The 19,620-nt window shown below is 73.6% G+C and carries 19 protein-coding genes; 16 read left to right on the top strand and 3 right to left on the bottom strand.

What is annotated here, in order from left to right:
- Positions 1–43 precede the first annotated feature (43 nt).
- From ftsH to E7Z53_RS12770, 15 genes are all read left to right on the top strand, one after another.
- Entirely contained in the window at positions 44–2,164 is a 2,121-nt protein-coding gene (gene ftsH, locus E7Z53_RS12840; RefSeq protein ID WP_035926025.1) for an ATP-dependent zinc metalloprotease FtsH, read from the top strand.
- A gap of 12 nt (positions 2,165–2,176) precedes the next feature.
- Positions 2,177–2,932: a GTP cyclohydrolase I FolE gene (gene folE, locus E7Z53_RS12835; RefSeq protein ID WP_176337921.1), complete on the top strand. Its 756-nt coding sequence runs from the start codon at positions 2,177–2,179 to the stop codon at positions 2,930–2,932.
- A gap of 4 nt (positions 2,933–2,936) precedes the next feature.
- Complete coding sequence (gene folP / locus E7Z53_RS12830) at positions 2,937–3,881, top strand: dihydropteroate synthase (protein ID WP_017832035.1); 945 nt, start codon at positions 2,937–2,939, stop codon at positions 3,879–3,881.
- Entirely contained in the window at positions 3,878–4,339 is a 462-nt protein-coding gene (gene folB, locus E7Z53_RS12825; RefSeq protein ID WP_017832034.1) for a dihydroneopterin aldolase, read from the top strand. The genes folP and folB overlap by 4 nt, the downstream gene beginning before the upstream one ends.
- A gap of 1 nt (position 4,340) precedes the next feature.
- On the top strand, positions 4,341–4,871 hold the full coding sequence (folK, locus tag E7Z53_RS12820) for a 2-amino-4-hydroxy-6-hydroxymethyldihydropteridine diphosphokinase (protein ID WP_017832033.1): 531 nt from the start codon (positions 4,341–4,343) through the stop codon (positions 4,869–4,871).
- Between the two features lie 12 nt (positions 4,872–4,883).
- Positions 4,884–5,453 (top strand): DUF3180 domain-containing protein, encoded by a 570-nt coding sequence (locus E7Z53_RS12815; protein ID WP_017832032.1) that lies wholly within the window; start codon positions 4,884–4,886, stop codon positions 5,451–5,453.
- Positions 5,454–5,463: 10 nt separating this feature from the next.
- Positions 5,464–5,976, top strand: a complete 513-nt coding sequence (locus E7Z53_RS12810) for a PH domain-containing protein (RefSeq protein ID WP_031282261.1) — start codon at positions 5,464–5,466, stop codon at positions 5,974–5,976.
- Entirely contained in the window at positions 5,973–7,499 is a 1,527-nt protein-coding gene (locus E7Z53_RS12805) for a PH domain-containing protein (protein WP_176337920.1), read from the top strand. Before E7Z53_RS12810 ends, E7Z53_RS12805 begins: the two co-directional genes overlap by 4 nt.
- Positions 7,496–8,452 carry a Rossmann-like and DUF2520 domain-containing protein gene (locus E7Z53_RS12800; RefSeq protein ID WP_035926031.1) on the top strand — a complete coding sequence of 319 codons (957 nt, stop codon included), beginning with the start codon at positions 7,496–7,498 and terminating at the stop codon, positions 8,450–8,452. Before E7Z53_RS12805 ends, E7Z53_RS12800 begins: the two co-directional genes overlap by 4 nt.
- The gene (gene panC, locus E7Z53_RS12795) at positions 8,449–9,336 is read left to right on the top strand and encodes a pantoate--beta-alanine ligase (RefSeq protein WP_176337919.1); all 888 of its coding nucleotides are present in this window, start codon (positions 8,449–8,451) and stop codon (positions 9,334–9,336) included. Before E7Z53_RS12800 ends, panC begins: the two co-directional genes overlap by 4 nt.
- A 44-nt stretch (positions 9,337–9,380) precedes the next feature.
- Positions 9,381–10,904, top strand: coding sequence for a lysine--tRNA ligase (lysS, locus tag E7Z53_RS12790; RefSeq protein ID WP_176337918.1), 1,524 nt, complete (start codon positions 9,381–9,383; stop codon positions 10,902–10,904).
- A 75-nt stretch (positions 10,905–10,979) separates the two neighbouring features.
- Positions 10,980–11,195 carry a hypothetical protein gene (locus E7Z53_RS12785; RefSeq protein ID WP_017832026.1) on the top strand — a complete coding sequence of 72 codons (216 nt, stop codon included), beginning with the start codon at positions 10,980–10,982 and terminating at the stop codon, positions 11,193–11,195.
- A 261-nt stretch (positions 11,196–11,456) separates the two neighbouring features.
- Entirely contained in the window at positions 11,457–11,789 is a 333-nt protein-coding gene (locus E7Z53_RS12780) for a histone-like nucleoid-structuring protein Lsr2 (protein ID WP_017832025.1), read from the top strand.
- A gap of 304 nt (positions 11,790–12,093) precedes the next feature.
- Positions 12,094–14,658: an ATP-dependent Clp protease ATP-binding subunit gene (locus E7Z53_RS12775; protein ID WP_035926045.1), complete on the top strand. Its 2,565-nt coding sequence runs from the start codon at positions 12,094–12,096 to the stop codon at positions 14,656–14,658.
- 132 nt (positions 14,659–14,790) lie between these two features.
- The gene (locus E7Z53_RS12770) at positions 14,791–15,318 is read left to right on the top strand and encodes an amino-acid N-acetyltransferase (protein ID WP_035926048.1); all 528 of its coding nucleotides are present in this window, start codon (positions 14,791–14,793) and stop codon (positions 15,316–15,318) included.
- On the opposite strand, the gene E7Z53_RS12765 is transcribed toward E7Z53_RS12770, so the two are convergent.
- Entirely contained in the window at positions 15,302–16,279 is a 978-nt protein-coding gene (locus tag E7Z53_RS12765) for an A/G-specific adenine glycosylase (protein WP_176337917.1), read from the bottom strand. The genes E7Z53_RS12770 and E7Z53_RS12765 overlap by 17 nt on opposite strands.
- A 120-nt stretch (positions 16,280–16,399) precedes the next feature.
- Here E7Z53_RS12765 and E7Z53_RS12760 point away from each other — a divergent pair, with 120 nt between their 5' ends.
- On the top strand, positions 16,400–17,059 hold the full coding sequence (locus tag E7Z53_RS12760) for a hypothetical protein (protein WP_167508911.1): 660 nt from the start codon (positions 16,400–16,402) through the stop codon (positions 17,057–17,059).
- 16 nt (positions 17,060–17,075) lie between these two features.
- Here the strand turns inward: E7Z53_RS12760 and disA are convergent, their stop codons facing one another.
- A complete protein-coding gene (gene disA, locus E7Z53_RS12755; RefSeq protein ID WP_031282255.1) occupies positions 17,076–18,152 on the bottom strand; it encodes a DNA integrity scanning diadenylate cyclase DisA in 1,077 nt (358 codons plus the stop codon).
- Between the two features lie 7 nt (positions 18,153–18,159).
- Positions 18,160–19,587 carry a DNA repair protein RadA gene (gene radA, locus E7Z53_RS12750; protein WP_035926054.1) on the bottom strand — a complete coding sequence of 476 codons (1,428 nt, stop codon included), beginning with the start codon at positions 19,585–19,587 and terminating at the stop codon, positions 18,160–18,162.
- Positions 19,588–19,620: the final 33 nt, after the last annotated feature.

Genomic DNA, 19,620 nt, shown 5'->3' with positions numbered 1-19,620 from the left:
GCTCGAGGGGGCCCGGACAACCATCCACGGGAGGATCAGCGGCTTGGCCACGGCGAAAAAACCCAACAACTTCTTCAGAGGACCCTGGTTCTGGGTCCTGCTGGCCGCTCTGATCCTCTTCCCCCTGGTGGGCACGCTCACCACGGGCTCCTCCGGGCGCGTGGACACCAACGTCGGCCTGCAGCTGCTCCGCGAGGGCCAGGTCGCCGAGGCGAAGATCTACGACGGCCAGCAGAAGGTCGAGCTCCAGCTGGAGGAGGACCTCTCCCTCGACGGCCGCGACCTCGGGCGCAGCGTCGAGTTCTACTACGTCACCCCGCGCGGGGAAGAGGTCGTCGACGCGATGAACGCGGCGGACCTCCAGGGGTTCACGGACCAGCCCGTCGAGTCGAACTGGTTCACCAGCCTCCTCGGCTTCATGCTGCCGTTCCTGATCATCCTCGCCATCTTCTGGTTCGTGTTCTCCCGGATGCAGGGGGGCGGGTCCCAGGTCATGCGCTTCGGCCGCTCGCGGGCCAAGATGTTCGACAAGGACAACCCCACGGTGACCTTCGCCGACGTCGCCGGCGCGGACGAGGCCGTGCAGGAGCTCGACGAGATCAAGCAGTTCCTGGTGGAGCGGGAGCGCTTCACCGCCCTCGGCGCGAAGGTGCCCAAGGGCGTGCTGCTCTACGGCCCTCCCGGCACCGGCAAGACCCTGCTCGCGCGGGCGGTGGCCGGCGAGGCCGGCGTGCCCTTTTTCTCGATCTCCGGCTCCGACTTCGTCGAGATGTTCGTGGGCGTGGGCGCCTCCCGGGTCCGCGACCTGTTCCAGCAGGCCAAGGAGAACGCGCCGGCCATCATCTTCGTGGACGAGATCGACGCCGTGGGCCGCCAGCGCGGCGCGGGCATGGGCGGCGGCAACGACGAGCGCGAGCAGACCCTCAACCAGCTGCTCGTCGAGATGGACGGCTTCGACGCCACCACCAACGTCATCCTGATCGCCGCGACCAACCGCCCCGACGTCCTGGACCCGGCGCTGCTGCGCCCGGGCCGCTTCGACCGCCAGATCGGCGTGGAGGCCCCCGACATGAAGGGCCGCCTGCAGATCCTCCGGGTGCACTCGCAGGGCAAGCCGCTCGCGGACAACGTGGACCTCGCCGCCGTGGCCAAGCGCACCCCCGGCTTCACGGGCGCCGAGCTCGCCAACGTGATGAACGAGGCCGCGCTGCTGACGGCCCGCTCCCACGCCCAGCTCATCGACGACCGCGCCGTGGACGAGGCGATCGACCGGGTCATCGCCGGTCCGCAGAAGCGCAGCCGGATCATGAAGGAGCTCGAGCGCAAGGTCACCGCCTACCACGAGGGCGGGCACGCGCTCGTGGCCGCGGCCCTGCGCAACACGGACCCGGTCACGAAGATCACCATCCTGCCCCGCGGCCGGGCCCTGGGCTACACCATGGTCATGCCCATGGACGACAAGTACTCGACCACCCGCAACGAGCTGCTCGACCAGATGGCCTACGCCATGGGCGGGCGCGCGGCGGAGGAGATCGTGTTCCGGGACCCGTCCACCGGCGCGTCCAACGACATCCAGAAGGCCACCGACACGGCCCGCAAGATGGTCACCCAGTACGGCATGAGCGCCCGCGTGGGCTCGATCAAGCTGGGCGGGGACAGCTCCGAGCCGTTCCTCGGCCGGGACGCCGCCGGCTCGGGCCGGGAGTACTCCGAGCGCACCGCCGCGATCGTCGACGAGGAGGTGCGGGCCCTGCTGGACCAGGCCCACGACGAGGCGCACGCGATCCTCATGGACAACCGTCCCGTCCTCGACCGGCTCGCCCTCGAGCTGCTCGAGAAGGAGACGCTCAACGAGGCGCAGATCGCGGACCTCTTCCACGACATCCGCAAGCGGGACCTGCGGCCCGTGTGGCTGTCCAAGGACACCCGGCCGCTCTCCGAGGACCCGCCCGTGGTCACGCAGGCCGAGCGCGAGGAGGCCCGGCGGCTGCACGCCCAGGACCCCGCGACCCTGGCCCCGCAGGACCAGGCGGCCGCCGCGAAGCCGGAGCACCCCCTCGAGGTCCCGGAGCGCGGGCACTCGGTGCCCCCGGGGGAGGGGGCGGGCTCCTCGAGCACCACCGGACCCTCCGCGGAGCGCGCCCCGGGGGCCGGCACGGACTGAGCCGGGCCTAGGATGGAGCGACAGCCGGTCGCGTCCGCCGACTCCCGTCCCGTCCGGCAGACCCCGCCGCACCGGCAGATCCCGAAGGAGGGCGCGTTGCCCCACGAGGCCCGCACGAAGCAGACGAGCGCGCACGACCTGCGCGCGGAGGCGTTCGACCCGCCGTACCCCGACCCCGCCCCCGCGCTGGAGGCCGGCGCCGGGGCGGTCGACCAGCCGCGCGTCGCGGCGGCCGTGCGCGAGCTGCTGCTGGCGATCGGCGATGACCCGGACCGGGACGGCCTGCAGGGCACCCCGGGGCGCGTGGCGCGGGCGTACGCGGAGATGTTCGCGGGCCTGCACCAGGACCCCGCCGAGATCCTCGGGACGACCTTCGACATCGGCCACTCCGAGATGGTCCTCGTCAAGGACATCCCCTTCTACTCGACCTGCGAGCACCACCTCGTCCCGTTCCACGGGCACGCCCACGTGGGCTACATCCCCGGCCACGACGGGATGGTCACCGGCCTGAGCAAGCTCGCCCGCCTCGTGGACCTCTTCGCCCGCCGGCCCCAGGTCCAGGAGCGGCTGACCACCCAGGTGGTGGAGGCGATCGTGGAGCACCTCCAGCCGGCCGGGGTGATCGTGGTGGTCGAGTGCGAGCACCTGTGCATGTCCATGCGCGGGGTGCGCAAGCCGGGCGCCAAGACCGTCACCTCGGCCGTGCGCGGACAGCTGCGCGAGCCCGCCACCCGCGCCGAGGCGATGAGCCTCATCCTGGGGCGCTGAGCACATGACGCCCCCCCTCCGCACCGACCCCGCGCACCGGCCCTCCGGCTGGGGCTCCTTCGAGAACCTGCCCACCGGGCGCACGCTGGTCATGGGCATCCTCAACGTCACCCCCGACTCCTTCAGCGACGGCGGCGAGCACGCCGGGCACGAGGCCGCGATCGCGCACGGGCTGCGCATGCTCGCCGAGGGCGCCGACATCGTCGACGTCGGGGGCGAGTCCACCCGGCCCGGCTCCGAGCGGATCGACCCCGCCGAGGAGCGGCGCCGGATCCTGCCCGTGGTCGAGGCCCTCGCCGCCGCGGGCGCGGTGCTCAGCGTCGACACCCTCCACGCCGGGACCGCCGAGGCCGTCCTGGACGCCGGGGCGCACATCGTCAACGACGTCTCGGGGCTGCGCGCGAGCCAGGACATGATCGACCTGGTCGCCGAGCGGCAGGCCCCCTACGTCCTCATGCACGCCCGCGGCCTGCCCGACGTGCAGGACTCCCGGGCCGTCTACCACGACGTGGCCGGGGAGGTGCTCGGGGAGCTCGAGGCGCTGACGGAGCGCTGCCTGGCCGCCGGCCTGGCCCCCGAGAAGCTGGTCCTGGACCCCGGGCTGGGCTTCGACAAGCGCGGGGCGCAGAACTGGGAGCTGCTCCGGGCGCTGCCGCGCTTCACGGCCACCGGCCACAAGGTGCTCGTCGCGGCGTCCCGCAAGCGCTTCCTCGGCACCCTGCTCGAGCAGGACGGCGCACCGCGCCCCGCGGCCGGGCGGGACGCGGCGACGGCCGCGATCAGCGCGCTGTCCGCCCACGCGGGCGCGTGGTGCGTGCGCGTCCACGCCGTGCGCCCGAGCGCCGACGCCGTGGCCGCCGCGCACGCCTGGCGCGGCGTGGAGCCGGCCCTGCTGCGCCCCGCCGCCGACGCCGGCGTGCTGCCGGCGTCCTCCGGAGCGGACCGGTGAACCGCGTGCCGCGCGAGGACGCGGACGCCGCCCGGATGCGCGCCGGGGACCGGGCCGGCCGCCAGCACGTCCCGGTGTCCACCACCAGGGCCCCCGACCGCCGGGACCGGATCAACCTCCTGGGCATCGGCGCGGTGGGCTACCACGGCGTCTTCGACCAGGAGAAGCGCAGCGGCCAGCCCTTCTTCGTGGACCTCGTCATGTACCTGGACCTGGCCGCGGCGGGGGCCTCGGACGACGTCGCCCTGACCGCCCACTACGGCGAGGTCGCCGAGGAGGTGCGGGACATCGTCATCGGCCCCAGCGTCAACCTGCTCGAGACCCTCGCCGACCAGGTCGCCCGGCGGCTGCTCGCCCGCTTCCCGCTCGACGCGGTGGAGGTCACCGTGCACAAGCCCAAGGCGCCCATCGAGGTGACGTTCTCCGACGTCTCCGTCACGATCTACCGGGAGCGCTGAGGTGGGCACCCGGGCCGTCCTCGCCCTCGGCGCCAACCTCGGCGACCGGGAGGCCACCCTCCGCGGCGCCGCCCTCGAGCTGGCCGCCCACCCGCGGATCACGCTGGTCCGCGCCTCGCCCATCGTGCGCTCCCGGCCGGTCGGCGGACCGGCCGGCCAGGGGGACTACCTGAACGCGGTCGTCGAGGTGGAGACCGAGCTGAGCCCCTTCGGGCTGCTGCGGGCGTGCCAGGAGGTGGAGGAGCGCCACCACCGGACCCGGACGCAGCGCTGGGGCCCGCGCACCCTCGACGTCGACATCGTGGTCTACGGGGACCTGCGCCTGGACGAGCCGGACCTCACCGTGCCCCACCTGCGCGCCGGCACCCGCGCGTTCGTGCTCGTGCCCTGGGCCCTCATGGACCCCGGCGCGACGCTCGAGGGGCGCAGCGTCGCCGAGCTGGCCCGCCGGGCGGAGGACCTCGGCGGCCTGGGGCCGGACACGATCCCCCTGCTGCCCGAGGACCCCGCTCCCGGCGGGGACGGGGACTGAGGGGGAGCCGCCGTGCACGTGCTCACGGTCCCGGCGCTGCTGATGTGCGCCGCCGCCGCCGGCGCCGTCGGCTGGACCGCCAACCGGCTGTCCACGGGCGCGGGCGGGCCGCTGCTGATCCTGCCGTGGGCCTCGCTCGCGGCCCTCGCCGCCGTGGCCGCGGCCCTGCTGGTGCTGGGCGTGCGGGTCAAGCGGCACCAGGACGGAGCGCGCCCGGAGCGTTTCGACCCGCTCGTGGCCGCCCGCACCGCGGCCGGCGCGCAGGCGGTGGCCTGGGCGGGGGCGATGCTGACCGGCTGGCACGCCGCCGTGGCCGTCGAGCAGCTCGCGCTGGTCTCCGTGCGCTCCGAGCAGGGCCCGCTGTGGGCCAGCCTGGTGCACGCCGGGGCCGGGCTCGTGCTCGTGGTGGTGGGCTGGATCGTGGAGGGCTTCTGCAAGCTGCCGCCGGACGATCCCGACGCGGAGGAGGGCGCCGAGTACCGTAGGGGGCGGCAGAAGGAGCTTCCCGAGGGAGAAGGTGGTTATGCCCGAGAGATCCGCCCACGGGCCCGTCGGCGGCCCCGTGGCGGGGACGCCCGGTGACCGGGTGCCCCTGAGCAACCCCGCGATCGACCCCGAGGGCCTGGCCTGGACCCGGGTCTCGCCCAAGCACCTCTCCGTGGTGGTGCTCTCCACCCTCCTCAGCACCCTCTTCTGGCTCGCCGCCCTCGGCTGGCCGGCGGTGCTGGCGGCCACGGGCGTCTGGTCCGGCGCCCCCCTGGGCCTGCTGCTGCTGCCGCCCGCGGCCGTCCTGGCGGCCGGGCTGCTCTCCGTGCTCCTGGCCCCGCGGCGGGTCCGGGCGATCGGCTACGCCGAGCGCGGCGAGGACCTGCTCGTGCGGCGCGGCCTGCTCTACCAGCGGGTCACGGTGATCCCCTACGGCCGGATGCAGTACGTGGACGTGTCGGTCTCCCCGCTGCAGCGCAGCTTCGGCCTGGCCACCGTGAAGCTGCACACCGCCGCCGTGGGCAGCCACGCCGAGATCCCGGGGGTGGAGCACGCCGAGGCGTCCCGGCTGCGCGAGCGGCTCACCGCGCGCGGCGAGGCCCTCCTGGCGGGCCTGTGAGCGCTGCCCCCGCCCCCGCGCCGGCCCCGCAGTGGCACCGTGTCCACCCGCTGACCCCGGTGGTCAAGGGGTGGCTCGCGATGGTCGTGATCGCGGGCGCCTTCGTCAACATCCTCCTCGACGACTTCCTCAACGCCTTCCTCGGCCGCGGGGACGCCGTGCCGCCCCAGGACTTCGACCCGGCCCGGATGGGCGCCGTCTTCTGGTGGGTGCTGGCCGGGCTCGTGGCGTTCGTGCTCCTCGTGTTCGCCGCGGCCGTGCTGGTCTCCTGGTGGTTCACCCGCTACCAGGTGACCCCGGAGCACGTGCGGATCCGCTCCGGGGTGCTCTTCCGGCAGGAGCGCCAGGCCCGGCTGGACCGGGTGCAGGCCATCGACATCCACCGCCCGTTCCTGCCCCGGCTGCTGGGGCTGGCGGAGCTGAAGTTCGAGGTGGCCGACGCCGGGCAGTCCGCGGTGTCCCTGTCCTACCTCACCCACCCCCAGGCGCGCGTGCTGCGCGGGGAGCTGCTGGGCCGGCTCGGCCTGGCCGCCCCGGGCCAGGACCGCGCCGCCCCGGCGCCCGGCGCGGCGCCCGGCGCGCCCGTGCAGCGACCGGCCCCCTGGGCGGTCACCGGGGACCAGGAGCGCCCGGTGCTCGGCGTGCCGGTGCCGCGGCTGATCGGCTCCGTGCTCGCCTCGGGCTCGTCGGTCGCCCTGGCCGTGCTGCTGGCCGCCGCACCGGCCGCCCTGCTGGTGGACGCCCGTGCCGCCCCGGCGATGCTCGCCGCCTGGCTGCCCGGGCTGATCAGCTTCGGGGCCGTCTCCTACCGCCGGGTCGAGCAGGGCTACCACTTCCGGCTGCTGCGCGTCCCCGAGGGCATGCGCGTGCGCTACGGCCTGTTCAGCGTCCGCTCCCAGACCGTCCCGGCGGGGCGGATCCAGGCGGTGGGCGTGGACCAGCCGCTGCTCTGGCGGCCCTTCGGCTGGTACCGGGTGCGGGTCAACGTGGCCGGCTACGGGCCCGCGGCGGGGGAGGGCGAGGCCATGCGCTCGACCCTGCTGCCCGTCGGCACCCTGCCCCAGGTGCACCAGGTCCTGCACCTCGCGCTGCCCGGCGCCCGGGACGGTGACCTCGCCGCGCTGCTGCGGGAGGGCCTGCACGGCCTGGGCGCGCAGGGCCGGTTCACCACCTCTCCGCGCCGGGCCCGGTGGCTCGACCCCCTCGTGCACCGCCGGACGGGCTTCGCCGCGACCGAGGACGTCCTCGCGGTCCGGTCCGGGCGGCTGAGCCGGCGCACCGCCGTGCTGCCGCACGAGAAGACCCAGTCGGTGGCCGTGAGCCAGGGCCCGCTCGAGCGGGCCCTGGGGCTCGCCGACGTCCAGCTGCACTCCACGCCGGGGCCCGTGAGCGTCATGGTCCCGCATCTCGACGCCGGGGACGCCCGGGCGCTCGCCGCGGCCCAGGCGGTGCACGCGGCCGGGGCCCGTAGACTGGCCGACGGCCCGAGCCACCCCCACACCCCCCGCCAGGAGAGACCATGAGCCACCCGTCCGACCGCCCGGGACGCCTCGGGGTCGGGGTCGTCAGCGCCGGGAAGGTGGGCGCCGTCCTGGGCGCCGCGCTGCGCGCCGCCGGCCACGCCGTCGTCGGCGTCAACGCCGTCTCCGAGGCCAGCCGGGACCGCGCCGAGGCCCTCCTGCCCGGCGTGCCCGTCCTCGAGGTCCCGTCCGTGCTCGAGCGCGCCGAGCTCGTGCTGCTCGCCGTGCCCGACGACGAGCTGCCCGGGCTCGTGCAGGGCCTCGCCGACGCCGGGCTGTGGCAGGCCGGGCAGCTCGTGGTGCACACCGCGGGCCGCTGGGGCACCCGCGTCCTGGACCCGGCCCGCCGGCTCGGGGCGATCCCGCTCGCGATCCACCCGGCCATGACCTTCACGGGCATGAGCCTGGACCTTGCCCGGCTGAGCGACTGTTCGTTCGGGATCACGGCCCCGGGACCGGTGCTGCCCATCGCCCAGGCGCTGGTGGTCGAGATGGGCGCCGAGCCGGTGGTCGTCGCGGAGGCCGACCGCCCGCTCTACCACGCGGCCCTCGCCCACGGCGCCAACCACCTGATGACCGTCGCCGGACAGTCCATGCAGGTGCTCCGCGACATCGGCGTCGAGCGCCCCGACCGGATGGTGGGGCCCCTGCTGCGCGCGACCTTGGACAACGCCCTGGCCGCGGGGGAGTCGGCGCTCACAGGACCCGTGGCCCGCGGCGACGCCGGGACCGTGGCCGCCCACCGGGACGCCCTCGACGAGTACGCCCACGGCCACGGGAGCGACGACGTCCTGCTCGCCTACCTGGACCTCGCCCGCGTCACCGCCCGCCGTGCCCTGGACCGCGGCCTGCTCGACCGCCCGCGCTACGACGCCGTGCTCGCCGCCCTCGAGCTCACCCGGGACACCGACGGCACCGAGGGCACCCGCGGCACCGGCGGAGAGGACACCCTGTGAGAGACCCCACCGGCGCCCCCACCGGCGTCCCCCGCGTCTGCCGGGGCATCGAGGAGTTCCGGGCCGCGCTGGCCGACCGGCTCGGCGCGGCCCGGGACGGGGCGCCCGGTGAGCGGGCGTCCCTGGGCCTCGTGCCCACCATGGGCGCCCTGCACGAGGGGCACGGCCACCTGGTGCGCCTCGCCCGGCAGGAGAACACCGTGGTCGCGGTCTCGGTCTTCGTGAACCCGCTGCAGTTCGGCCCCGACGAGGACTTCGAGCGCTATCCGCGCACCCTCGAGGCAGACGTCGAGCTGCTCGGCCGGTTCGGCGCCGATCTCGTCTTCGCCCCGTCGACGGCGGAGATGTACCCGGACGGGGAGCCCCTCGTGCGCGTCACCTCCGGCCGGCTCGGCGCCGTGCTCGACGGCGCGAGCCGCCCCGGCCACTTCGACGGCGCCCTGACCGTGGTCAACAAGCTGCTCAACATCACCGCCCCGCCCGGGCCGGCCGCGTTCCGGGCGTACTTCGGGGAGAAGGACGCCCAGCAGCTGCTCCTCGTGCGCCGGATGGTCGCCGACTTCGACCTGCCCGTCACCGTCCGGCCCGTGCCCATCGTGCGCGACGAGGACGGGCTGGCCCTGTCCTCCCGCAACCGCTACCTCGACGCCGCGCAGCGCCGCTCCGCGCTCGTGCTCCCGCGCACCCTGCGGGCGCTCGCCGCCGGGGAGCTGGAGCTCGAGGCCGCCCGGCGGCGGATCGCCGCCGAGGACGGGGTCCGGCTCGACTACCTCGTCGTCGTCGACCCCCGCACCCTGGCGCCGGTCGAGCCGGCGCCCGGCGCCCTTGCCCTCGTGGCCGCCCACGTGGGCGGCACCCGGCTGATCGACAACCTCGTGCTGTGAGGGCCCCGGCCGGGATTTGACCCTCCCCGTTATCCTGGACAACTGTGACCAACGCGCAGAACACCTCCCCGACCGCCCAGGCAGAGGCCGAGCAGGCCGAGCTCTCGGACCAGATGCAGTTCCGCCTCGCCAAGCGCGCCCGGCTCCTCGAGTCGGGCCGGGAGGCCTACCCCGTGGGCGTGGAGCGCACGCACACCCTCGCCGAGGTGCGGGAGGCCCACGGCCACCTCGAGCCCGGCGAGGAGACCGGGCAGTTCGTCGGCGTGGCCGGGCGCGTGGTCTTCGTGCGCAACACCGGCAAGCTGTGCTTCGCCACCCTCCAGGAGGGGGACGGCACCCGCCTGCAGGTGATGCTCTCCCTGGCGAAGGTGGGGGAGGAGCCCCTGGGCGAGTGGAAGTCCCTCGTGGACCTCGGCGACTTCGTCGCCGTGCACGGCGAGGTGATCGCCTCCCGCCGCGGCGAACTCTCCGTGATGGCCGACGCCTGGACCATGGCGTCCAAGGCGCTCCGGCCTCTGCCCACGCTGCACAACGAGCTCAGCGAGGAGACCCGGGTGCGCCGGCGCTACCTCGACCTCATCGTCCGGCCCGAGGCCCGCGACGTCGTCGTGCAGCGGGCGCGGATCATCCAGACGGTGCGCAACGTCCTGGTGGAGCGCGGCTACGTGGAGATCGAGACGCCGATCCTGCAGCTCGTGCACGGCGGGGCCACGGCACGGCCGTTCGAGACGCACCTCAACGCGTTCGACCAGGACATGACCCTGCGCATCGCCACGGAGCTCTACCTCAAGCGCGCCGTGGTCGGCGGGATCGAGCGGGTCTTCGAGATCGGGCGGGTCTTCCGCAACGAGGGCGTCGACTCCTCGCACAGCCCCGAGTTCACCACCCTGGAGGCCTACGAGGCCTACGCCGACCAGTTCACGATGGCCGAGCGGATCAAGGAGATCATCCTCGCGTGCGCCGACGCCCTGGGCGTCGACACCATCGAGACGGACAAGGGCACGATCGACCTGCGCGGGGAGTGGCGCTGGCTGTCCGTCTACCCCGCCCTCTCCGAGGCCGTGGGGCAGCGGATCACCCCGGAGACCCCCGTGGAGACCCTGCACCGGATCGCCGAGGAGCACGAGGTCCCCGTCGGCCCGATGTGGGACGCGGAGAAGTACGTGCTCGAGCTGTTCGGCGAGATCGTGGAGCCCACCCTGGTCCAGCCGACCTTCGTGTGCGACTACCCGCCCTCGGCGCAGCCGCTCGCCCGCCAGCACCGCTCCGAGCACGGCCTGATCGAGGCGTGGGACCTGATCATCGGGGGGATGGAGCGCGGCACGGCGTTCTCCGAGCTGATCGACCCCGTGGTCCAGCGCGAGCGGCTCACCGAGCAGTCCCACCGGGCCGCGGCCGGCGACGACGAGGCCATGCGGCTGGACGAGGACTTCCTGCGCGCCCTCGAGCACGGCGCCCCGCCCATGGGCGGCCTGGGCCTGGGCCTGGACCGGCTCATCATGCTCTTCACCGACCTGGGGATCCGGGAGACCATCCTGTTCCCCCTCATGAAGCCCGAGCAGGACTGAGCCCGGGCCGCGGCCGTGCCGCGGCCCCTCGCCGTCCCCAGCCTCCGCCCAGATCTCCCCGGGAGAATCGCACCCATGGAATACATCGCTGTCCTGCTGCCCTCGATCAGCATCGGCATCATCTTCTGGTTCATCCTCCGCTGGATCTTCCGCGGCGACCGCACGGAGCGCGCCGTCGAGTCCCGCTCGCAGGAGGACGCCGAGCGCTGGTACGAGGAGCTCAAGCAGCGCGACGGCGAGGACCTGCCGTTCGGCCACTCCCCGCGCCGCGGCCGCCGGACGGAGCGCTGAGCTCCCGGCCCCCGCCGCACCGTCTTTCGAATGAATTCGAATTGGCGCCCTGTTTGTCCGCCTTTTCGTGCTGTTGAATTCCGCCCGGTAATTGTAGGATAAACTCGACGACGCCGGGTGTTCGGGTCCGTCGGAGTTCTCCGGAATTCACGATCAGGATCATCCGGTATCACACGGGGGAATCAGCACCGCCTCAGGAAGCGCCGCTCTCGGCGCGGCCGGGCAGAGACGAGCGCCGAAAGGCGGAGGAGAGTTCCAGTTATGGCACAGACCGTGCAGATCATTCTCGAGGACGACCTCGACGGCGGGCCCGCGGAGGAGACCGTGCGCTTCGGCCTCGACGGCGCGCAGTACGAGATCGACCTCTCCGAGGAGAACGCCGCCAAGCTGCGCGACGCCGTGCGGCCCTTCATCGCCAAGGCCCGGCGCGCCCAGCAGGGCAAGCAGACGTCCAAGCAGGCCCGGCCCACCGGCAAGTCCAATCCGGACACCGCCGCCATCCGACAGTGGGCCCGAGAGAACGGCCACCCGGTCTCCGACCGCGGCCGTATTCACCAGGACGTGCAGAAGGCGTACTACGACGCCCACAAATAAGAGCGCGCGTTCCGCGTCCGGCGGAATAGAGGAGGGGCCGGTCCGCCGGTCCCTCCTTTCCCTTTTCCTTCCGCCGGGCTCGTGCCCCTATCGGCCGCCGCGGGGCCCGGGCACGAAATGCCCCGGCATTCTTTTGATGACCTGCGCCTTTGCTGGTGCGGACGCGAACACCGGCATTTCCCCCGGGCTGTTCCGGGGACGGCCCGCGCCCCGGCCGTCCGGTCTTCTCGCCGGTGGCGAACAGCCCCCCGATCACCCCCTCGGGTGCGTAGCATCGGGTGCAGACATCGACTGAGGAGTATCCATGTTCGAACGCTTCACCGACCGCGCCCGCCGGGTCGTGGTGCTGGCCCAGGAAGAGGCCAGGATGCTCAACCACAACTACATCGGCACCGAGCACCTGCTGCTCGGGCTGATCCACGAGGGCGAGGGAGTGGCCGCCAAGGCGCTCGACTCGATGGGCATCACCCTCACCGGCGCCCGCGAGCAGGTCCAGGACATCATCGGACCGGGCCAGCAGGCCCCGTCCGGGCACATCCCCTTCACCCCCCGGGCCAAGAAGGTCCTCGAGCTCTCGCTGCGCGAGGCCCTCCAGCTCGGCCACAACTACATCGGTACCGAGCACATCCTGCTGGGCATCATCCGCGCGGGCGAGGGCGTGGCGGCGCAGGTGCTGACCAAGCTCGGCGCGGAGCCCCAGAAGGTGCGCTCCACCGTGCTGGAGCTGATCTCCGGCTACCAGGGCGGGGGCACCCCCGAGAAGGAGGGCGCCGGTGTGCGCTCGGCCGGCCAGTCCGAGGGCACGCCCGCGGGCTCGGCCGTGCTGGACCAGTTCGGCCGCAACCTCACCGCGGCCGCCCGCGAGGGCAAGCTGGACCCCGTCATCGGGCGGTTCCGCGAGATGGAGCGGGTCATGCAGATCCTCTCCCGGCGCACCAAGAACAACCCGGTGCTGATCGGCGAGCCCGGCGTGGGCAAGACCGCGGTGGTCGAGGGCCTGGCCCAGGCCATCGTGCGCGGCGACGTCCCGGAGACGCTCAAGGACAAGCACCTCTACACCCTGGACCTCGGGTCCCTGGTGGCGGGCTCCCGCTACCGCGGCGACTTCGAGGAGCGGCTCAAGAAGGTGCTCAAGGAGATCCGCACCCGCGGGGACATCATCCTGTTCATCGACGAGATCCACACCCTCGTGGGCGCCGGCGCGGCCGAGGGCGCGATCGACGCCGCCTCGATCCTCAAGCCCATGCTGGCCCGGGGCGAGCTGCAGACGATCGGCGCCACGACCCTCGACGAGTACCGCAAGCACATCGAGAAGGACGCGGCTCTCGAGCGCCGCTTCCAGCCGATCCAGGTGGACGAGCCCTCCGAGGCGCACGCCGTGGAGATCCTCAAGGGCCTGCGCGACAAGTACGAGGCGCACCACCGCGTCTCGATCTCGGACGACGCCCTCGAGGCGGCGGTGCACCTGGCCGCCCGGTACGTCTCCGACCGGTTCCTGCCGGACAAGGCGATCGACCTGATCGACGAGGCCGGTGCGCGCCTGCGCATCAAGCGGATGACCGCCCCGCCGGAGATCAAGGAGCTCGACGACCGCATCGTCGAGGTCAAGCGGCTCAAGGAGGCCGCGATCGACGGTCAGGACTACGAGAAGGCCGCCTCGCTGCGCGACACGGAGCAGAAGCTCATCGCGGAGCGGGACGACAAGGACCGTGCCTGGCGCGAGGGCGGCGACGAGCTCGCCGAGGTGACCCCCGAGGTCATCTCCGACGTCCTCTCCGCCTCCACGGGAGTGCCCGTCTACAAGCTCACCGAGGAGGAGACGGGCCGTCTCCTGCACATGGAGGACGAGCTGCACAAGCGCATCATCGGCCAGGACGACGCCATCAAGGCGCTCTCCCGGTCGATGCGCCGCACCCGGGCGGGCCTGAAGGACCCCAAGCGCCCGGGCGGGTCGTTCATCTTCGCCGGGCCCACGGGCGTCGGCAAGACCGAGCTCGCGAAGGCGCTGGCGGAGTTCCTGTTCGGGGACGAGGACGCCCTCATCACCCTGGACATGTCCGAGTACCAGGAGAAGCACACCGTCTCCCGGCTCTTCGGCGCCCCTCCGGGCTACGTGGGCTACGAGGAGGGCGGCCAGCTCACCGAGAAGGTGCGCCGCAAGCCGTTCTCGGTGGTGCTCTTCGACGAGGTCGAGAAGGCGCACCAGGACCTGTTCAACTCGCTGCTGCAGATCCTCGAGGACGGTCGCCTGACCGACTCGCAGGGCCGGGTGGTGGACTTCAAGAACACTGTGATCATCATGACCACGAACCTGGGCACCAAGGACATCTCCCGTGCCGTCCCGGTCGGCTTCCAGACCGGCGTGGACCCCGCGTCCAACTACGAGCGCATGCAGGCGAAGGTGCAGGACGAGCTCAAGGAGCACTTCCGGCCCGAGTTCCTCAACCGCGTGGACGAGATCATCGTCTTCCCGCAGCTCACCGAGAACGAGATCGTGCAGATCGTGGACCTGTTCGTGGCCCGGCTGCAGGAGCGGCTGCGCGACCAGGGCATGTCGATCGAGCTCTCCGACGCCGCGAAGCGGTGGGTCAGCCGCAAGGGCTACGACCCGTCCATGGGCGCCCGCCCGCTGCGCCGCACCATGCAGCGGGAGATCGAGGACCAGCTGTCCGAGAAGATCCTCTTCGGGGAGATCAGCACCGGGGAGAAGATCTTCGTGGACACCGAGGGCGAGGGGGACGCGGAGAAGCTGACCTTCTCCTCCACCCCGATGTCCGACCTCACCGGCGACGGCATGGTCGACCCGATGGGCGGCCTCGAGGACGTCGACGTCGCCCGCGGCGACGGTGAGAACCGCTCCGAGGGCTGAGCCGGCCCGGTGCCCGCCGAGGGGCCCGTCGCGCAACCGCGCGGCGGGCCCCTCGGCGTCCGCCCAAGTGGGGACGGTCACGGAGAGAGGCTCCGGCGGGCCGGCGGAGTTCGCAAGCGTACACTGGGGGTCGTGACCGACCTGCGCCTCCGACCCGCCCGCACCTCCGACGTCCCCGCCATCAAGGACCTCGTGGCCCCCCTGGCGCGCGCCGGGGTGCTGATCAACAAGGACACGGTCGCCTACTACGAGGGCATCCAGGAGTTCCTGGTGGTGGAGGCGGTCGGGGACGAGCAGGCCGGTCTCGTCGGCTGCGGCGCCCTCCACGTGATGTGGGAGGACCTGGGCGAGGTCCGCACCCTGGCGACCTCCGACGAGTGGCGGGGCCGTGGGGTGGGACGCACCCTGCTGGCCGGGCTGATCGAGCGGGCCCGCGCCGTGGGGGTCTCGCGCGTGTTCTGCCTGACCTTCGAGGTCGACTTCTTCAGCCGGCACGGCTTCGCGGTCATGCCCAACCAGAACCAGGTGCACCCCGACGTGTTCGCCGAGCTGCTGCGCTCGCACGACGAGGGCGTCGCCGAGTACCTGGACCTCGCCCGGGTGAAGCCCAATACCCTCGGCAACACCCGGATGCTGCTCCAGCTCAGCCCGGAAGACTGACCCCGGACGGTCCCGCGGCGGCCAGCCCGTCCCGCAGCAGCCCGTCCAGGGCGCGCCGGCGCTGCTCCTCCGGGGCGCCCAGCCCGTGCAGGGCGTCCAGGGCCCGCAGGGCCTCCGGCGCCAGTCCCGCGCCCGTGGCGACGTCCACGGGGCCCGTGAGGGAGGGCGCCGGCACCGGCGCGGACCCGGCCCGCAGCACGGCCATGATCGCCCCGCGGACCTGGCGGTCCGTGCCGTGCCAGGCCTGGCCGCGGGGCGCCTCGACGGGCTCGGGCCGGCCCGCGGCGACCCACGCGCACGCGTCCCGCACCGGGCACTGCTCGCAGCGGGGGGAGCGGGCCGTGCAGACGAGGGCGCCGAGCTCCATCACGGCCTGGTTCCAGCGCACGGCCAGGGCGTCGTCGGCGGGCATCAGCTCCTCCGCGAGGCGCAGCTCCGCGGCGGTCAGCGACCGCGAGGGCAGGGCCCGCCCCGTGACCACCCGGGCGTGCACGCGGCGGATGTTCGTGTCCACCACGGTCTGCCGGTCGCCGAAGGCGAAGACCGCGATCGCGGCGGCCGTGTAGGCGCCCACCCCGGGCAGGGCCAGCAGCAGCTCGTGCGCGGCCGGCACTCGGCCCCCGTGGTGCTCGGTGATCTCGACGGCGGCCGCGTGCAGCCGCAGGGCCCGCCGCGGATAGCCGAGCCGGCCCCAGGCGCGCACGGCCTCCCCGGTGCTCTCCGCCGCGAGGTCCGCGGGCCGCGGCCAGCGCTGCATCCACGCCCGCCACACGGGCAGCACGCGCACCACGGGCGTCTGCTGGAGCATGAACTCGCTGACCATGACCCCCCACGGGGAGCAGGACGGGTCCCGCCACGGCAGGTCCCGGGCGGCGTCGTCGAACCAGTCGGTCACGGCCCGGTGCAGGCCCGGCGGAGCGGGCTCCGCGGCGGCGGTCGGGGCAGTGTGCGGGGAGCTCATCGCAGTCCACTGTAGCCTGGGAGCATGGCGCAGAAGGGTTCCGGGAGCACCCCCCACGGACGGTCGGGGAACGGTCACGACGACGACGGACGAGCTCCCCGCGACCCCGGATCCCGGCGCTTGAGCCCCGAGGTGTACCGGCGCCGCCGGCTCGTGGCGGCCCTCGCGGCGGGCGTGCTGCTGGTGCTCGTGGCGGTGGGACTGGTCTCCGCGGTCGCGGGCATGCTCGGCTCCGGGGAGACGGAGGACGTCCCGGCGCCGGAGGCCGCCACCGCCTCGGCCGCCGCGGCCTCGGAGGAGCCCTTCGCGGACTTCACTCCGCGGCCGGACGAGAGCGCGTCGGCGTCCGGGTCCGCGTCCGGGTCCGCGTCCGCGCCCGCCACGGAGGGGCCGGTCGAGGAGTGCGGCCCCGACCTCGCCGTGCGGGCGTCGACGGACCGGGAGAGCTACCCGGAGGACGTCGAGCCGGTCCTCGAGCTGACCCTGGAGAACACCGGGGAGGACCCCTGCCGCGTCAACGCGGGCACGTCCCAGATGGTCTACGAGGTGACCTCGGGGGCGGACACCGTCTTCGACAGCAGGCACTGCCAGGCCGGCTCCGAGGACGCGGAGGTGACGGTCGAGCCCGGACAGGAGAAGGTTGCCCGGCTGACGTGGAACCGCCTGCGCACCGCCGAGGGCTGCGCGGAGGCGGGGGGCGAGGCCCAGGCCGGGTACTACCGTCTCGTGACGTCCCTCGGGGAGCGCACCGCGGAGCCGGTGCCGTTCGTCCTGGAGTGAGCGCGCCGCGCGCGGCTCACATGAAGCGTTCGAGCAGGCTGGTCTCGGCCATCCGGGAGAGGGACTCGCGCACCGTGCGGGCCCGCTGCTCGCCGATGCCCTCGACCGCCTTGAGGTCCTCCAGGTTGGCGGCCATCAGGGACTGCAGGCCGTCGAACTGGCGCACCAGCCGGTTGGCGACCGCCCGGGGCATCGACTTGATGCCCTCCAGCAGCCGGTAGCCATGCGGATGCAGGTCGGTCTCGAGGCTGCCCTGCGGCTCGACGAGACCCACCGACACCGCGATCCGCTGCAGGTCGATGAGCTCCGTGGGCGTGAGCTCGGCCAGCCGCCCCAGCCCCTCCTCGATGCCCTCCGCGGGGGTGCCGTCGGGCAGGTAGTCGCGCAGCACCACGTCCGGCCCCGGGCCGGTGCCCGCGGTGAGCTCCTCGAGCTGCAGCGCGATGAGCCGCCCGTCCACGCCGAGCTCGAGCACGTACCAGCCGATCTCGGAGGAGATCCGCCGGACCATCTCCATGCGCTGGAGCGTCAGGGCCACGTCCCGCACCGTCACGGACGCCTCGATCTCGAGCGAGGACAGGTTGCCGAGCACCTGCTCCATCCGGTGGCTGTAGTGCTCGAGGGTCTGCAGGGCCTGGTTGGCGCGGGCCATGATCGACTGGGAGCCCTCGATGGCGTACCGGGTCTCACCCACGTAGATCGTGATGACGCTCATGGACTGGCTCACGGAGATCACCGGCACCCCGGTCTCCTTGGCGGTGCGCTCGGCGGAGCGGTGCCGGGTGCCGGACTCCGTGGTGCCGATCGAGGCGTCGGGGACGAGCTGCACCCCGGCCTTGAGGATGCGGGTGGCGTCCCGGTCGCAGATGATGGCGCCGTCCATCTTGGCCAGCTCCCGCAGCCTGGGCGCGGTGAAGTCGGTGTCGATGTCGAAGCCGCCGGAGCAGATGGCCTCGACGGAGCGGTCGAAGCCGAGCACGAGCAGCCCGCCCGTGCGCCCGCGCAGGATCCGCTCGAGACCGGTGCGCAGTTCCGTGCCGGGTGCGATGCGGGCCAGCGTCTTGCGCAGTGCGTTCTCAGGGGTCTTCGCCACGGTCACATCATACGGCCGCGGCGGTCTGCCGGTTCCGTGCGGGCGCGGCGGCGGACCGGGGGAAGAGCAGCTCCATGGCATCGCTGATGGTGGTCACCTCCCGGACGGTGAACCCCGCCGGGACCGGGCCCGGGCCGGTGGGGCTCGCGGGCACGACCGCGTGGGTGAAGCCCAGCCGGGCGACCTCCTGGATGCGGCGCCCGATGCCCGGGACGGGCCGCACCTCGCCGGCCAGGCCCACCTCCCCGAAGCACACCAGGCGCTGCGGCAGGGGCCGGTCCTGCGCGGCCGAGGCCAGCGCCATGGCCACGGCGAGGTCGGTGGACGGCTCCGTGAGCCTCACCCCGCCGACCGTGGAGACGTAGCAGTCCAGCCCGGCCAGGTTCACGCCGGCCCGCCGCTGCAGCACGGCGAGCAGCATGGCGACCCGCTGGGAGTCCAGGCCGGCGGTGGCCCGCCGGGGCTGGGCGGTGGAGGAGCGGTCCAGCAGCGCCTGCACCTCGGCGAGCAGGGGCCGGCGGCCCTCCAGGGTCACCGTGAGGCATGTGCCGGAGACGGGCAGGGCCGTGCGGGAGACGAACAGGCCCGAGGGGTCCTCCACGCTCGTGATCCCGGTCTCGGTGAGGTCGAAGCAGCCGACCTCGTCCGTGGGGCCGTAGCGGTTCTTGACCGCCCGCAGCAGCCGGATCCGGGAGTGCTTCTCGCCCTCGAACTGGCACACGACGTCCACCAGGTGCTCGAGCAGCCGCGGCCCGGCGATGGAGCCGTCCTTGGTCACGTGCCCCACGAGCAGCGTGGTCATGTTCCGCTTCTTGGCCGCGGCGATCAGGGAGGCGGCGACCTCCCGGACCTGCGTCACCCCGCCCGCGGAGCCCTCGACCTCGGCGCTGGCCAGCGTCTGCACGGAGTCGACCACGAGCAGGCGGGGGGAGATCTTCTCGATGTGGCCCAGCGCCGTGGCCAGGTCCGTCTCGGCGGTGAGGTACAGGGTGGGCGCCACGGCGTCGATCCGGTCCGCGCGCAGCTTCACCTGCGCCGCGGACTCCTCGCCGGTGACGTAGAGGACGTCGCGGGTGCCCTCGCCCGCGCCCTCCGCGAAGCGTGCGGCGACGTCGAGCAGCAGCGTCGACTTCCCGACCCCGGGCTCGCCCGCCATCAGCACGACCGCGCCGGGGACCAGTCCGCCGCCGAGGACCCGGTCCAGCTCGGGCACCCCGGTGGGCGCGGAGGCCGCCACCGTGGCGTCCACCTGGGCGATGGGACGGGCGGGCTCGGCGATCGACCGGGCGGCCGTGGTGCGGGCCTTGTGCTCGCCGATCTCCTCGACCGTGCCCCACGCCTGGCACTCCCCGCAGCGGCCCACCCACTTGGCGGTGCTCCAGCCGCACTCGGTGCAGCGGTAGGCGGGGGAGTTGCGGCGGGTGCGGGTGCTCATGGCGTCCAGGCTAGCCGCCGCCTCGGACGGCCC

The sequence above is a fragment of the Kocuria salina genome (assembly GCF_013368965.1).
In the GTDB taxonomy this organism is placed as follows: domain Bacteria; phylum Actinomycetota; class Actinomycetes; order Actinomycetales; family Micrococcaceae; genus Kocuria; species Kocuria rosea.
Note: the sequence above shows the minus strand (reverse complement) of the source record. Positions and strands in the feature narration are given on the sequence as shown.

Excerpts from the sequence above, each read along its gene's own strand:
- folE (WP_176337921.1), top strand. The coding sequence starts at position 2,177 with ATGGAGCGACAGCCGGTCGCGTCCGCCGACTCCCGTCCCGTCCGGCAG.
- folP (WP_017832035.1), top strand. The coding sequence starts at position 2,937 with ATGACGCCCCCCCTCCGCACCGACCCCGCGCACCGGCCCTCCGGCTGG.
- E7Z53_RS12800 (WP_035926031.1), top strand. The coding sequence starts at position 7,496 with ATGAGCCACCCGTCCGACCGCCCGGGACGCCTCGGGGTCGGGGTCGTC.
- E7Z53_RS12785 (WP_017832026.1), top strand. The coding sequence starts at position 10,980 with ATGGAATACATCGCTGTCCTGCTGCCCTCGATCAGCATCGGCATCATC.
- E7Z53_RS12780 (WP_017832025.1), top strand. The coding sequence starts at position 11,457 with ATGGCACAGACCGTGCAGATCATTCTCGAGGACGACCTCGACGGCGGG.
- E7Z53_RS12775 (WP_035926045.1), top strand. The coding sequence starts at position 12,094 with ATGTTCGAACGCTTCACCGACCGCGCCCGCCGGGTCGTGGTGCTGGCC.
- E7Z53_RS12765 (WP_176337917.1), bottom strand. The coding sequence starts at position 16,279 with ATGAGCTCCCCGCACACTGCCCCGACCGCCGCCGCGGAGCCCGCTCCG.
- radA (WP_035926054.1), bottom strand. The coding sequence starts at position 19,587 with ATGAGCACCCGCACCCGCCGCAACTCCCCCGCCTACCGCTGCACCGAG.